The following is a 14,588-nucleotide window of genomic DNA, read 5'->3' as shown; positions in this document are numbered from 1 at the left end:
TCTACGTGGACGGGGTGGGCAAGGGTTACACAGCGGACGTGTCGCGTCCGGATGTCGGAGCGGCGTATCCCGGATACGGCGACCGGCACGGGTTCGTCGTCCAGACGTCGGCCTCTCCCGGCTCGCATTACGTGTGCGTGTACGCGATCGATGACGCGGGCGGCTCCAATCCGACGCTGGGTTGCCGTACGGTGACGGTGGCCGCACCGACCCCCGCGGTCAACAAGGCTCCGTTCGGCAACTTCGAGTCGGTGGGTGTGTCGTCGGGGAACCTGACGATCGCTGGTTGGGCGATCGACCCGAATGTCACGGGACCGATCCAGGTGCACGTCTACGTGGACGGGGTGGGCAAGGGTTACACAGCGGACGTGTCGCGTCCGGATGTCGGAGCGGCGTATCCCGGATACGGCGACCGGCACGGGTTCGTCGTCCAGACGTCGGCCTCTCCCGGCTCGCACTACGTGTGCGTGTACGCGATCGATGACGCGGGCGGCTCCAATCCGACGCTGGGTTGCCGTACGGTGACGGTGACCGCACCGACCCCCGCGGTCAACAAGGCGCCGTTCGGCAATTTCGAATGGGTCTCGACTTCGGCGGGCGCGCTCACCGCGTCAGGATGGGCGATCGATCCCGATACGACGAACCCCGTCGCCGTCCACGTATATGTCGACGGCGTCGGCCGGGAGTTCATCGCCAATCTCGCACGTCCCGATGTCGCGAGCGTGTATCCGGCCTCGGGCAGCGCGCATGGATTCGTGGCCCCGATCCCGGCTTCCGCCGGCTCCCACAGGGTGTGCGTCTACGCCATCGACACCGCGGGCGGGTCCAACCCGGCTCTCGGCTGTCGCGACGTGACCGTGCCCTAGGTTCGATCCGCCGGCGCAGGTTCCTGATTCCCGGGGGATTCGCTGATCCGGCGCCGGGTGCCTGCCAGGACGCCCCCGCGCAGCGGTCGGCCTCCCGGCAGACGGGCGGTCAGCGGATCAGTTCGCGTCTCAGCGTGTCCAGTGCGTCTGCGGGCTCGAACCCCGTCGCGCGGATCTTCTGGAGGTCGAGCACGCTGTTACGTGGGCGCGGGGCGACCGGCGCCGTGGCGGCGGCGAAGTAGTCATCGGTGCTCACGCCGGTCACCCGCGATGCATCGTGCCCGGTGAGCGTGAAGACTTCTCTGGCGATCTCAGCCCACGTCAGCGGCTGTCCGCCACCCGTGAGGTTGTAGGTGCCGAAAGCTGCTTCCGAGTCGATCAGGTGCGCGATCCCGCGCGCGATCTCAGAGGTGAACGTCAGCCGTCCGCGTTGATCGTCGACGACACTCGGGTCGACACCCCGTTCCGCGAGTGACGCCATCGTGCCGACGAAGTTCTTGCCCTCGCCGATCACCCAGCTCGTACGGACGATGTAGTGGCGCGGCGCGGTCGCAGCCGCCGCGTCACCGGCGGCCTTGGTCTGCCCGTAGACACCGAGCGGAGCCACCGGCTCGGCTTCGTTGTACGGTGCATCCTTCGTCCCATCGAAGACGTAGTCACTCGAAAGGTGGACGAGCGTGATCCCGTTCGCAGCCGCGATCCGTGCGAGCGCGCCGACGGCGGTGGCGTTGGCCGCCCACGCGTCGCGACGCCCGGCCGGAGTCTCGGCGACATCGACCGCCGTGTACGCCGCGGCGTTGATGATGACGCCGTAGTCGCGCCAACGCCGAGCCGACTCGAGATCTGGCGCCGTGAGATCCAGGTCGGCTCGCGTCGCGTATTCCACGTGATCCGCGCCTGCGTACTCCGCGCGCAGGGCGCGTCCGAGTTGTCCGGCGGCGCCCACCACGAGGATCTTCCGCGGCGGGATGGGCGTGACGACGGCGAGGCGCGGGTGTGCGCGGTCCTTCGCCGAGATCTCGACCTCCGACAGGGGGATGGGCCAGTCGATCGCGGCCGTCTCATCGGCGAGGTTGAGGAAGGCGTACTCGGCGTCGGGCGACCAGTGGTCGTTCACCAGGTATGTGTACGCTGTGTCGGCCTCGAGCGTCTGGTACGAGTTGCCGACACCACGAGGGACGAAGATCGCTCGTGACGGATCGAGCTCGGCGGTGAAGACAGCCCCGAAGGTGGCGCCCTCACGCAGGTCTACCCAGGCGCCGAAGATGCGGCCTGTGGCGACCGACACCCACTTGTCCCAGGGTTCTGCATGGATTCCGCGCGTGGTCCCCGCGGCGTCGTTGAAAGAGATGTTGTTCTGCACCGGTCCGAAGTCGGGGAGCCCAAGAGCGGTCATCTTCTCACGCTGCCAGTTCTCCTTGAACCACCCGCGCGAGTCCCCGTGCACCGGAAGATCGAACACGACCAGGCCCGGGATGTTCGTCTCCGTGCGCACGAGGCCCTTACCGAATTCGGTCATCACTGGCCCTTCGACGCGTAGAACGCTTCGACGCCGTCTTTCGCCGACGCCCACCAGTCCTCGTTGTCGCGGTACCACGCGATGGTCGCTGCGAGCCCCGCCTCGAAATCGCCGTAGGCCGGGCGCCAGCCGAGCTCCGTCCGCAGCTTGCCCGAGTCGATGGCGTACCTGAGGTCGTGGCCGGCGCGGTCGGTGACATGGTCGTACGCGTCCCTGGGCTGCCCCATCTGTTCGAGGATGAGCTCGACGACGTCCTTGTTGTTCTTCTCACCGTCCGCACCGATGAGGTATGTCTCGCCGAGTCGACCGTGTTCGAGAATGGTCAGCACTGCGGACGAATGGTCGTCGGCGTGGATCCAATCGCGGACGTTCTCGCCGGCACCGTAGAGCTTCGGACGGATGCCGCGGATCACGTTCGTGATCTGGCGCGGGATGAACTTCTCCACGTGCTGGTACGGGCCGTAGTTGTTGGAGCAGTTCGAGATCGTCGCCCGGACTCCGAACGATCGCACCCAGGCCCGCACGAGCAGGTCACTGCCGGCCTTGGTCGACGAGTACGGCGAGGAGGGGTTGTAGGGGGTCTGCTCGGTGAAGCGCGCCGGGTCATCGAGTTCCAGGTCGCCGTAGACCTCGTCTGTCGAGATGTGGTGGAAGCGGCGGTCGTGCCTGCGTGCGGCCTCCAGCAGCGTGTAGGTGCCGATGATGTTCGTGTCGAGGAATGGGCGCGGCTCGTGCAGTGAATTGTCGTTGTGCGACTCGGCCGCGTAGTGCACCACGGCGTCCACACCCGAGAAGAGATCATCGACGAGCGCCGCGTCGGCGATGTCGCCCTGGACGAACGTGAAACGGTCGGCTGGAAGTCCGTCGAGAGACGCGAGGTTGCCGGCATACGTCAGCTTGTCGAGGACGGTGACGTGGTCATCGGTGTGCTCGAGGACGTGGTGGACGAAGTTCGAGCCGATGAAACCGGCACCGCCAGTGACCAGGAGTCTGCGCATCGGTCCAGGATACCGGGCAGCGCCACGCGCCCAGGTTTGGTGCTCCTCGGCGCATGCCGGAGACTAGAGGCATGCGTGGCATCATCCTGGCAGGCGGCACGGGCTCGCGGTTGCACCCGATCACCCTCGGAATCTCGAAGCAGCTCGTGCCCGTGTACGACAAGCCGATGATCTACTACCCGCTGTCGACACTGATCCTGGCGGGCATCCGCGACATCCTCATCATCACCACACCGCAGGACTCGGATCAATTCCAGCGGCTGCTCGGTGACGGCGCCCGCTTCGGCGTCTCGATCACCTACAAGACGCAGCCCTCACCCGACGGGCTCGCGCAGGCGTTCATCCTGGGCGAGGAGCACATCGGGGGCGATTCGGCCGCCCTGGTGCTCGGCGACAACATCTTCTACGGGCAGGGAATGGGCACGCGCCTTCGGCAGTACACTGACCTGTCGGGCGGCGTGGTGTTCGGCTACTGGGTCGACGATCCCACCGCCTATGGAGTGGTCGAGTTCGACGCCGCTGGGAGCGTGGTCTCGCTCGAGGAGAAGCCGATCGATCCGAAGAGCAACTACGCCGTCCCCGGCCTCTACTTCTACGACAACGACGTCGTCGAGATTGCGAAGAATCTGACCCCTTCGCCGCGTGGGGAGCTCGAGATCACCGATGTCAACAAGGCCTACCTGGAGCGAGGTGACCTGAAGGTCGAACTCCTTCCGCGGGGGACGGCGTGGCTCGACACCGGCACGTTCGACTCTCTCAGCGAGGCCACCGACTTCATCCGCACGGTGGAGAAGCGCCAGGGGCTTTCGATCGGATGCCCGGAAGAGGTCGCGTGGCGCATGGGCTTCCTGACCGACGAAGACCTTCGCGAGCGTGCTGAGCCGTTGGTGAAGAGCGGGTACGGCGCCTACCTCCTCAAAGCGCTGCAGCAGGGCCTGAACTGAGCGGCTCCGGGCGACTCATGAGCGACGTCGACGTGCGCGCCGGACAAGACGCCGACGCGGCAACAAACGATCGCCGACTCATCGTCTACGCCGTGTCCCGGACGGACCGCCGTATCGACGACTTCGTGATGCACGCGCTGGCAGCGTTGCGCCCGCATGGCGAACGCCTGGTGGTGATCGTCCCGGCCGGCACTCCCGAGATCGAGATCGAGCGTCTGCGCAGCCTCGTCGACGACGTCTTCTCGGTCCCCGCAAGCGGATTCGACCCGGCCGGCTACGCGCTCGCGGTGGACGCGGAGGCTGATATCGAACGCTATGACGAGGTGGTTCTCACTGGAGACGCCTGGTTCGGACCCGTTTCCGACTTCGGCCCTGTGCTCGAACGGATGGCCGGCGAAGCGACGACGGTGTGGGCGATGGTCGAGAACTCGGGGAGTGGCCCCGAGACATTCCCCGACGCCGGAGTCACTCCGCCGTCGCTGCCCTGGGCCTGGACCGCGCTGCGGCGGGACGCCTTCGCCTCCGGTGCATGGCGACGTTATTGGGACGGGCGCGGACGCGGCGCCGGCGCCGCGGAGGAGACAGCCTTCCTGCGTCACTTCGCGCCGGGCGACGCGAGCGTGTCGTTCGCGTTTCCGGCGGATCGATATCCCAGCACGAACCCGGCGCTCTTCACACCGAGCCTGCTGCTGGACGACGGATGCCCATTCGTCTTGCGCACGGTGTTCCTGCAGTACCCTCCCTACCTCGACCGGTTCGCGGTCATCGGTCGTGAGCTCTTGCAGCACGTCGACGAACTGGGCTTCCCGCTCGCCCTCGTGTGGCAGAACCTCGCGCGGACGGTTCAGCCGAAGGCGCTGTACGCGATCGCCGGAATGCTCGAAGTGCTGCCCGACACAGATGTGGCATACGACCGCGCGTCACCGTTCCGCATTGCCGCCATCGTCCACGTCAGCGACCTGGATTCGGTCCAGGACCTCTTCTCGCGCCTCGGCTACATCCCGTCCCCCTATCACCTGTACGTCACGACCACCGACGGAAAGCGGGCAGAGAAGCTCCAGCGCATGCTGGAGCGCCGTGACGACCCGCAGCTGGCTTCGTTCGACGTCCGCGTGACGCCTGCCAACCGTGGTCGCGACATGAGCGACCTCTTCGTCGGATGCCGCGACGTCCTGCTCAGCGGGAACTTCGACCTGATCGTCAAGGTGCACGCTCGTCGCACTCGCGACAAGACGGTGAACGTCCGCCGATACTTCCGCCGCTATCAGTACGACAATCTCCTGCACAGCCCGGGTTACGTCGCGAATCTGCTCGCGCTGTTCCAGAAGGAGCCTGGACTAGGCGTGGTGTTCCCGCCGATGATGCACATCGGCTACTCGATGATGGGGCACGCGTGGGGTGGCCTCCGTGAGCCGGCAGAGGATCTGGGGCGCAGCCTGGGGATCACCGTCCCGTTCGACGCGGTCTCTCCGCTCGCGCCATTCGGCGGGATGTGGATCGGCCGGCCGGAAGCGCTGCTTCCGCTGATGGGCAAGCGGTGGATGTTCCGTGACTACGGCAAGCGCACCGGTCAGACGTACCGCGATCTCGCCCGCGTGCAGGAACGACTTGTCGCGTATGCGGGAGCAGAACTGGGTTATCACGCGCGGACGGTGCTCACGAGGGAGCACGCCTCGATCAGTCATACGATCCTCGAGTCGAAGATCGACAATCTGTTCTCCACCACCCGCGGCTGGCCCGTCGAGCAGATCGCCCTCATGCAGCGTGCCGGGGATGCCGGACACATGGGGACGGTCGCGCTCGCACGCATGTACATCCGTGTGAACCACCGTCGGCTCTCGCGTCTCACGATGCCGTTGTTCGAGGCGGCGCTGCGGACAGTGGTCATCCTGAAGTACATGCGTCGAGGCGTGGGCATCCTCACCTCGGTCATGAGAGGCCGCGCACCGGAGAGTCGGCGATGAAGACCGCAGAACTGATCACCTTTCCGACCAAGGACGCGAACGAGTTCCCTCCTGACGGTCGCCGGCTGCTCATCTACGTCGTGTACGACGTGCGCGGCGATGTGGAGGAGTACATCCCCTACGCGCTCACACGGCTGCGTGAGCACTGCGCGCGGATCATGGTCGTCGTCAACGGCGCGTTGACCGAGACCGGGAGATCTCGGCTCGCACCGCTTGCGGACGAGATCATCGTCCGCGAGAACCGTGGCTACGACATCTGGGGATACAAGGCAGGGCTGGATGCCGCAGGCGATGCCATCGCGGAATACGACGAGGTCCTCCTGGCGAACGACACCTGGTTCGGTCCGGTGCGCCCCTTCGGACCCTTGTTCGATCGAATGGATCGCAGCCCCCTCCATTTCTGGGGAATGACCGATCATGTACGCGTCGAACCGAACCCGTTCACACAGACGGGGTATCTGCCGTACCACCTGCAGTCGTACTGGCTGGCGGTGCGGCGCGACATGTTCCTGTCGGAGGACTGGATCGCGTATTGGCGCGACCTTCCGCAGATGGACACCTATGCTGACGCGGTCGTCAAGCACGAAGGCATCTTCACCGAGCATTTCACCGACCTGGGTTACGTCGGCGAGGTGGCCTTCCCGACACTCACCGACAAGGTCGAGAACCATGCGGTGCTCTACGCCGAGCAGCTCATCCGCGCAGGGTGCCCGACACTGAAGCGACGCCCCTTCTTCCAATGGCCACCGTACCTCGACCACCTTGCGGTCATCGGTCGTTGGACGCTTGAGGCGGTCAGGGAGCTCGGCTACCCCGTCGAGCTGATCTACTCCGACCTCGCGCGCAATGTCGAGCCGCGCACTCTCAACGCCGATGCCGCGATGCTCGAGGTGCTGCCCGACGTCGAGCTCGAGTACGATCCGACCATCCCCCTTCGGACCCTTGTCGTCGTTCACGTGTTCTACCCCGAGATGACGGATGAGATTCTCGACCGCGTCGACTTCTTGCCTGGCTCATACGACCTCGTCGTCACGACTCCGGATGAGGGGAGGGCGGTACGGATCCGCGAGACGATCGCGACTCGAACGCCACGCGGTTCCGCCGAGGTGCGTGTCGTGGCATCGAACAACGGACGGGATCAGTCCGCCTTCCTGATCGGATGCCGCGACCTGCTACTGGGCGACGGCTATGACCTCGTGGTGAAACTGCACTCCAAGAAGACACCGCAGGATGCCCACAACGTCGGCACGCACTTCAAACGGCAACAGTTCACCAATCTGCTGAATAGCCCCGGATACGCCGCGAACCTCGTGGGACTGTTCCAGCGCGAGCAAGGCCTCGGGCTGGTGTTCCCGCCGACCATCCACCTCGGCTATCCGAGCCTCGGCCACGGCTGGTGGGCGAACAAACCCGCGTTCGAGGCCCTCGCCGGTGAACTCGACATCCGCGTTCCGATCGATGAGGTCTCACCCCTTGCGCCGTTCGGGTCGATGTTCTTCGCTCGCCCCGCCGCTCTGCGCCTCCTCGTCGAACACGAGTGGACGTACGACCAGTTCGGAGGAGCGGAGGCATACCAGGACGGGGGGCTGGCGCACGTGCTGGAGCGGATGCCGGTCTATGCGGCCGGGGAGCTCGGTTTCCACAGCCGCACCGTCGCCAACACTGCGTACATCGCCTCGAGCTACGCAGCACTCGACTACAACCTCGATCAATTCTCGAGCACGCTGCGAGACAGCACGATGGAGCAGATCCAGTTGCTGAAGGCTGCCGGGCCGGTCGAGTACGGAACCCTGACGGATTTCGCGCGTATGTACGCTCGGCTGCATCGGCCGGGTTCGGAGTCGAGTCTGGTGGCGGCCGCTCACCGGATCCTGCGCGTCCGGAGCCTGATCGGTCGCGCCCGTTCCGCCGTCGTGCGGCGCCTGCCTCGCCGCTGAACAGCGCTCCGCCGGCGCACCGTTAGGATTGACCAGTTATGCCCGATTTCACCCCTGTAGCCGAAGAGCGCTTCACGCGCCTGGGCGGACTGCCCATGCGAAGCGTCGGTGCGCTCGGCTCGGGACTGGACGGTTTCGTCCGCCCGGTGCGCGAGATCTTCGCTCACCGGGAGATGCTGGGTCTGCTGGTCAGACGTGATCTGAAGGCCCGGTATAAGGACTCCGCCCTCGGATTCTTGTGGGCCCTCGCCCGACCGCTTGTACAGCTGGCGATCTATTACGTCGTCCTCGGTCATTTCCTGGGCGCCGCGCGGGGCATCCCGGACTTCGCTGTCTATGTCTTCGCCGGCCTCACAGCGATGGGCCTCTTCCAAGAGATCGCCGTCGGTGGCACCGGTTCCATCATCGCCAACGCGGGGCTCGTCAAGAAGGTCTACATGCCGCGGGAGGTCTTCCCGCTCGCAAGCGCCGGCTCCGCGTTGTTCAACTTCGGCGTACAGCTGGTCGTGCTCTTCCTCGCAACTCTGCTGGTGGGCAAGCCTCCGTTCACGCTCGATTTCTTCTACGCTCTCCCGTCGCTCGGCGTCCTTCTGGTCTATGGTCTGGCGTTCGCCCTGATCTTCTCGGCGTTCAACGTCTACCTTCGGGACATTCAGTACCTCGTCGAAGTGGCGACGCTGCTCCTCTTCTGGATGTCTCCAGTCGTCTATTCCTGGCAGATGGTCGCATCGATCATCACGAACCCGATTCTGCTCGACATCTATACGAACAATCCGCTGACACTGGCAGTGCTGGGATTCCAACGCGCCTTCTGGGTCGCGGGCGACGATCTGGAGCAGCCGGCCAACCTGCTTCTCCGCCTGGTCATCGCGCTCGTCGTCGGACTGGGTCTTCTGCTTGTCAGCCACCGCGTCTTCCTGCGTCTGCAGGGCGACTTCGCCCAGGAGCTGTGAGCATGTCCCCCGATCCCGCAACATCCTCGTCATCGGCCGCGCGCCCCGAGGTCGTTCGCATCTCCAACGTCTCCAAGCGTTTCACCGTACGCAAGGACTCCTCGCTCAAGGAGCGGATCATCACGCTGGGCCGAGCCGGCCGCGCGCACAAGCAGGACTTCTGGGCTCTCAGCGATGTCAGCCTCGATATCCGAGCGGGCAACACGATCGGTCTGATCGGTCACAACGGGTCCGGCAAGAGCACGCTGCTCAAGGTGATCGGCGGCATCATCCAGCCGACGTCGGGCAGTGTCGAGCAACGAGGGCGGATCGCCGCGCTGCTCGAACTCGGGGCCGGGTTCCACCCTGACCTCACAGGCCGAGAGAATGTCTTCCTCAACGCCTCAGTGCTCGGGTTGAGCTCCGAGGAGACGGCCGCGCAGTTCGATGCCATCTTGGAGTTCTCAGGCGTCGGCGAATTCATCGACACGCAGATCAAGTTCTATTCATCGGGCATGTACGTGCGACTTGCGTTCGCGATCGCCGTCCACACCGACCCCGACATCCTGCTCGTCGACGAGGTCCTCGCCGTCGGTGACGAGCAGTTCCAGCGCAAGTGTCTCGACAAGATCAGCGAGTTCCAGTCCGAGGGGCGCACGATCATCATCGTCAGCCACGCTCTGGACCAGATCGCCGCTCTCTGCGACCGGGTCATCGTCATGAATCGCGGCCAGATGGTGTTCGACGGCATCCCGGTCACGGCGATCGAGCGCTTCCGCGAACTGCTGGCGAACAACGCCGTCGGCCAAGCCCGCCCCGATGAGATCAGCACTGCGATGGCGATCCAGGGCATCGACATCGTCGGAGCCGACGGGGTGGACTGCGATACCCTCGCTGTCGGTGAATCCTTCGCCATGCGTGTGCGTGTCAAGTCCTATCTGCCCATCGATCAGTGGGCGATCGGGTTCAGCATCGACACCGCCATGGGACAGATGGCCCTTGCCTCCAACACAGATCTCCTGCAGCTGCGCCTGGCGCCGCTCGACGGCGAGACGTCGGTCGAGATCGCGGTGGAGGGTGCGCAGCTCAGCCCTGGTCGGTACGTGGTCAACGCCAACGTCTCGGGCATCAGCGTCGACGCCTCTCACTCGCTCATGCAAGGCGCCGAGTTCACCGTCGAAGGCCTTCCGACGACGATCGGTCCGGTTGCGGCGGCGATCCGTATCGACGAGAAGTAGCCGCCGGATGCCACAGGGCTCGCGGAGCGTTCAGCGCCTTCTGTTCCCGCAACCAGGCGATGAGGCGGCCCACGAGCTCTACGTCCGCGCAGAGTCGGACGCGGTGTCATGGGACCGCTTCAGCCTCACCGTCGCGCCGGGAGCGACGGCATCCCTCGCGACGTACTTCGGCGCGTTTCCCGCAGGGTACTGGAACGCCCATACCGACATCGAGCGGATCACTGTCGTCGGCGAGTTCGACGGCGCCGCGATCGTCAGGGTATGCGCGGCTGACGAGGAAGACGGGCGGCGTGTGCTGGCGACGGTTCCCGCGGACGGTGCGTTCTCGTGGGACATCCGCATCGGCGACGGCGCGTGGTTCTGGCTCGAGGTGGAGGCCGGCAGTGAAGGCACCACGTTCCGCGATGGTGCGTGGCTTGCGCCCGATGCGAAGACCGCGACGGCGACGGTCTGCATCACCACCCACAATCGCGGAATCGATTGCGTAGGCGTCCTCGAGCGCCTCGCCGCTGACGGCCTGGTGCGCGAACAGCTGGTGCGCGTCATCGTGGTGGATCAGGGAGATCGTCCTGTGCGCGAAGTCCCGGGTTTCGACCGGGCCGCGGCGGCGCTCGAGGGACGATTGAAGCTGATCGAGCAGCGTAACCTCGGCGGTTCCGGCGGATTCAGCCGTGGAATGGTCGAATCGCTCCAAGAGCGGGCCGACCACGCATTGCTCCTCGACGACGATGTGCTGCTCGAGCCGGACTCTGTCCTACGCATGCTGGCGTTCGCCGCTCGCACGACGCGCGAGACCATCGTGGGTGCCCACATGCTCAGCCTGCTCGAGCGAACGGTTCTCCATTCCGTCGGTGAGCGTGTTGATCGGCGCGGCTTCTGGTGGACCTCCGTGGAGCCCGCCCTGGCGCCGGTCGATCTCGCCGTCGCGACGATCGAATCGACACCGGGGCTGCGTCGTCTGCACGACGTCGACTTCAACGGCTGGTGGATGTGCCTGGTGCCCCTCGGCCTCGTCCGCCGGGTCGGAGCTTCGCTGCCGCTCTTCATAAAGTGGGACGACGCCGAGTTCGGGCTGAGGGCTGCGGCGGCTGGCGTGCCGACCGTGACTCTTCCCGGTGCCGCGCTCTGGCACATGCCATGGACCGGGAAGGACGACGGGCTCGACTGGCAAGCGTATTTCCAGCTGCGCAACCGCCTCGTCGTCGCGCTAGTGCATTCCGCCTCGGCGAGGGGCGGCGGCGTACTGTCTGCGTCATTCGCGCAAGACGTGAACCATCTGCTGTGCATGCAGTACGGCTCGGCGGCGGCGCGTCGCGTGGCGCTGCGAGATGTCCTCGACGGCCCCGCCCACCTTCCTCGGACGATCCAAAGGCGCACGACTGACATGCGCGTTCTCATGGCTCGCGCGGGACAGTCCGTGGTGCCCGAAGCCCAGCTTCCGGCTGAACGTGGCGGACCGGTCCCGGCAGCCCCGGCCGGACGTGTCGAAGCGGTCCGGCGACTCCTCCGCGTGGCCGTCCATCAGTTCAGGCGGTCGCGCGCAGCGAACGTGTCGCTGGTCGATGCTGCACTCCCGCGCGCGGAGGGCAAGTGGTGGGTGCTGGGTCTCCTCGACAGCGCCACCGTGGCCAGCGCGACGGGAACGGGTGCTTTCGTCGCCCGTCGCGACCGTCGCGTCGCATCGCGTCTGCTGTGGGATGCGGTCGGTCTCCGTGCGCGTCTATGGGTACGGTGGCCGCGTTTGGCGCGAACGTACCGCGCGGCCGTTGCCGAACTCGCCTCGCCCGCGGCGTGGCACGATCTGTTCGATGGGCCCGTGGACGGTCGCGGGGGTCGCACCCCGTAGCCGGAGTCCGGCGGCGCCGATTCGCGACAGTCGTCACGGGCGCCTATGCTTCAGGCAACCCGAGCAACGGAGCAACGGCCTATGGAAGTGTCCCTCGAGATGAAGGGAGCCGAGCTGGATCACGAGACTCCGCCTTTCTGGCTCCGCCCAACGTCGTATTGGCTTCCGGTTCATTACCCCGACTCCGCGTGGATCACACACGCCCCGTTCGCAGCTTGGCTGGTAGACGTGCTGCGACCACGCGACATCGTGGAGCTCGGTACGCACTACGGCTACTCCTGCTTCGCGTTCGCGGAGGCAGTGAAACGGCTCGGCCTGAACACCACGATCAGCGCACTCGACAGCTGGGAGGGCGATGATCACGCCGGCCACTATGGGCACGAGGTGTACGACTACGTCAGCGGCGTCGCGCAGCGGGATTACCCCGACACCGTCAGGCTGATTCCAGGCTGGTTCGCGCAATCACGGCACCTGTTCCAGGATGCCTCGGTGGATGTTCTGCACATCGACGGGCGCCACGGATACGAGGATGCTCGCGCCGACTACACCGAGTGGCGCAGCGCAGTCCGGGACGGTGGAGTGATCCTCTTCCACGACATCGCCGAACGCGAGAACGGCTTCGGGGTATGGCGGCTCTGGGACGAAGTCGCCGATCCGACGCGCTCCTTCGCTTTCGAGCACGGTCACGGACTGGGCGTGTTGGCGGTCGGGGAAGTGGAGCACGAGCCGCTGCGGGCACTGTTCGACGCCGACGAGGCGACAGCTGCTCTGGTCCGCGCGGACGCCGAGCGCCTCGGGCAGGTTGTGGCCCGACAGGCGTGGCTCGAGAGCGTCGTGGAAGACGCGGAACGCGCCTGGGCGGAAGTGCGGCTGCGAGCCGTGCACGAAGACGAGCTGCAGTCGCAGATCGACGCGCTGAAGGACAGCACCAGCTGGCGACTGACCGCGCCTCTGCGCAGCCTCGGCCGACTGCGTCGACGGCGTGGCTGAAGCGCGACGACTAGTCGCGCTGCAAGCGCTCGCGCCGGGTGAGCATCTTCTTGCGTACCAGTGCGGGTCCGCCCTGCTTCCAGTAATGGCGCACGAGCGCAAAGTCGCGACGGGGTCCCCGCGGCATCGCGAGGATCCTCTCGAACGTCGTGCCTCCCACCGCTGAGACGCGACGCAGCACGAGGTCGCGGTCGGGGGCGGGCTTGGGGTCGGTGCAGAAAGCGACGAGGGGCGCGAGCGCGCGCGACCACATGAACTCCTCGCGGACGGCCTTGAGGTTGTCCGCCGCCACGCGCCGGGCATCCTCGTCCCACACCATCTCGACGATCGCTGCTGCCAGGGCGGGCGCGTCCTGGGCGGGCACGACGCGCCCGATGCCGCGATCCCGGATCAGTGTGGCGAAGCTGTCGCCGTCGGTCGCGACGATCGGCAACTCCGCCCACAGGTAGTCAAGGATGCGGGTGCGGAAAGCAAAGCGCGTCTCAGCATGGATCAGGTGCGTGCTCACGCCGATGTCGGCGTCCAGCAGATAGTCCGCCCGGCGTTCATAATCGACCCACGCGTCGTTGAAGAACACGGTGCGATCGAGGAGCCCGAGGCGCTCAGCGGATTCGACCGTGTCGGTGAGTGCCTGCATCTCGGGTATGTCGGGATTGAAGTGTCGCGCGCTGAGGAAGAAGAGCTTTATCTCGGGGTGCTCGTCGGCCAGAAGTCCCATTGCCTCGACCAGGGTGACCGGGTCGAACCAGTTGTAGATCCCGCCGCCCCAGATCAGCACCTTGTCGTCGGTGGCGATACCTGGCACGGTTCCCTTGATGCCGTGTCGTCGCTGGACCGGTGGTTCGCCGGGCACCCCGAAGGGAACGAGCCGCAGCAGGGATTCGAAAGTCGGGTCGTCGGAATAGGTCGTCGGGTTCAGGCGACCCATCGACGAAAGGCCGCCGAGCCAGAGGTTGCGCTGAGCTTCCGAGGCGCACAAGAAGCAGTCCGCCCTGGCCAGCTGCTCGTTGAGGAGCGAAACCGCCTTGGTGACCTCGTCCGCCCACTCCGCAGGGGGAGCGTATTTGTTCATCTCCAGCTGCTCCAACTGGAAGGGATCGTAGAGGTCGGCGACGACGATCTTCTGAGTCTGCGCGATGCTCGGGAAGACACGGAACGATGTGCCCTGGACGATGATGACGTCGGCCCACGCCTCATGGTCGCGCATCTGCCGGTCGTCGGCTTCTCGCACATGAACGGTGTCGAAGAGGTCTGAGGTGCGCTCGATCCGGTTCCACGAGACGATCCGCACGTCACAGGCCGCGGACAGCGCTTCAGCCATGTTCCATACGCGGATCGCCGGTCCGGCCATCCG

The 14,588-nt window shown here is 65.9% G+C and carries 10 protein-coding genes and 1 pseudogene; 8 read left to right on the top strand and 3 right to left on the bottom strand.

Translation table 11 applies throughout. The annotated features are described in order from the left end of the window. Positions 1 to 866: pseudogene (locus MRBLMI12_RS19710) on the top strand (hypothetical protein); the annotation flags it as partial. 109 nt (positions 867 to 975) lie between these two features. Here MRBLMI12_RS19710 and MRBLMI12_RS19705 read toward each other — a convergent pair. Both MRBLMI12_RS19705 and rfbB read right to left on the bottom strand, forming a co-directional pair. Continuing rightward, a complete protein-coding gene (locus tag MRBLMI12_RS19705; protein WP_349426766.1) occupies positions 976 to 2,385 on the bottom strand; it encodes a bifunctional dTDP-4-dehydrorhamnose 3,5-epimerase family protein/NAD(P)-dependent oxidoreductase in 1,410 nt (469 codons plus the stop codon). After that, positions 2,385 to 3,383, bottom strand: coding sequence for a dTDP-glucose 4,6-dehydratase (rfbB, locus tag MRBLMI12_RS19700; RefSeq protein ID WP_363357887.1), 999 nt, complete (start codon positions 3,381 to 3,383; stop codon positions 2,385 to 2,387). Before rfbB ends, MRBLMI12_RS19705 begins: the two co-directional genes overlap by 1 nt. Before the next feature lie 71 nt (positions 3,384 to 3,454). Between rfbB and rfbA the strand changes: the two genes are divergently transcribed. From rfbA to MRBLMI12_RS19665, 7 genes are all read left to right on the top strand, one after another. Then, entirely contained in the window at positions 3,455 to 4,327 is an 873-nt protein-coding gene (rfbA, locus tag MRBLMI12_RS19695) for a glucose-1-phosphate thymidylyltransferase RfbA (RefSeq protein WP_331906460.1), read from the top strand. Between the two features lie 17 nt (positions 4,328 to 4,344). Beyond that, the gene (locus MRBLMI12_RS19690) at positions 4,345 to 6,291 is read left to right on the top strand and encodes a rhamnan synthesis F family protein (protein WP_363357886.1); all 1,947 of its coding nucleotides are present in this window, start codon (positions 4,345 to 4,347) and stop codon (positions 6,289 to 6,291) included. After that, entirely contained in the window at positions 6,288 to 8,228 is a 1,941-nt protein-coding gene (locus MRBLMI12_RS19685; RefSeq protein WP_363357885.1) for a rhamnan synthesis F family protein, read from the top strand. The genes MRBLMI12_RS19690 and MRBLMI12_RS19685 overlap by 4 nt, the downstream gene beginning before the upstream one ends. 38 nt (positions 8,229 to 8,266) lie before the next feature. Next, entirely contained in the window at positions 8,267 to 9,181 is a 915-nt protein-coding gene (locus MRBLMI12_RS19680) for an ABC transporter permease (RefSeq protein WP_363357884.1), read from the top strand. Between the two features lie 2 nt (positions 9,182 to 9,183). Continuing rightward, the gene (locus MRBLMI12_RS19675; RefSeq protein ID WP_349426772.1) at positions 9,184 to 10,398 is read left to right on the top strand and encodes an ABC transporter ATP-binding protein; all 1,215 of its coding nucleotides are present in this window, start codon (positions 9,184 to 9,186) and stop codon (positions 10,396 to 10,398) included. 7 nt (positions 10,399 to 10,405) lie between these two features. Further along, complete coding sequence (locus MRBLMI12_RS19670) at positions 10,406 to 12,244, top strand: glycosyltransferase (RefSeq protein ID WP_363358236.1); 1,839 nt, start codon at positions 10,406 to 10,408, stop codon at positions 12,242 to 12,244. Positions 12,245 to 12,472: 228 nt separating this feature from the next. After that, a complete protein-coding gene (locus MRBLMI12_RS19665) occupies positions 12,473 to 13,234 on the top strand; it encodes a class I SAM-dependent methyltransferase (protein ID WP_331906472.1) in 762 nt (253 codons plus the stop codon). A 10-nt stretch (positions 13,235 to 13,244) separates the two neighbouring features. Here MRBLMI12_RS19665 and MRBLMI12_RS19660 read toward each other — a convergent pair whose 3' ends face one another. Beyond that, the gene (locus MRBLMI12_RS19660) at positions 13,245 to 14,585 is read right to left on the bottom strand and encodes a glycosyltransferase family 4 protein (RefSeq protein WP_363357883.1); all 1,341 of its coding nucleotides are present in this window, start codon (positions 14,583 to 14,585) and stop codon (positions 13,245 to 13,247) included. Positions 14,586 to 14,588 lie beyond the last annotated feature (3 nt).

Source organism: Microbacterium sp. LMI12-1-1.1, assembly GCF_040676455.1.
Lineage (GTDB): Bacteria > Actinomycetota > Actinomycetes > Actinomycetales > Microbacteriaceae > Microbacterium.
This window is presented reverse-complemented; position numbering and strand designations above follow the sequence as displayed.

Excerpts from the sequence above, each read along its gene's own strand:
- MRBLMI12_RS19670 (WP_363358236.1), top strand. The coding sequence starts at position 10,406 with ATGCCACAGGGCTCGCGGAGCGTTCAGCGCCTTCTGTTCCCGCAACCA.
- MRBLMI12_RS19705 (WP_349426766.1), bottom strand. The coding sequence starts at position 2,385 with ATGACCGAATTCGGTAAGGGCCTCGTGCGCACGGAGACGAACATCCCG.
- rfbA (WP_331906460.1), top strand. The coding sequence starts at position 3,455 with ATGCGTGGCATCATCCTGGCAGGCGGCACGGGCTCGCGGTTGCACCCG.
- MRBLMI12_RS19680 (WP_363357884.1), top strand. The coding sequence starts at position 8,267 with ATGCCCGATTTCACCCCTGTAGCCGAAGAGCGCTTCACGCGCCTGGGC.
- MRBLMI12_RS19690 (WP_363357886.1), top strand. The coding sequence starts at position 4,345 with ATGAGCGACGTCGACGTGCGCGCCGGACAAGACGCCGACGCGGCAACA.
- MRBLMI12_RS19685 (WP_363357885.1), top strand. The coding sequence starts at position 6,288 with ATGAAGACCGCAGAACTGATCACCTTTCCGACCAAGGACGCGAACGAG.
- MRBLMI12_RS19660 (WP_363357883.1), bottom strand. The coding sequence starts at position 14,585 with ATGGCCGGACCGGCGATCCGCGTATGGAACATGGCTGAAGCGCTGTCC.
- rfbB (WP_363357887.1), bottom strand. The coding sequence starts at position 3,383 with ATGCGCAGACTCCTGGTCACTGGCGGTGCCGGTTTCATCGGCTCGAAC.
- MRBLMI12_RS19675 (WP_349426772.1), top strand. The coding sequence starts at position 9,184 with ATGTCCCCCGATCCCGCAACATCCTCGTCATCGGCCGCGCGCCCCGAG.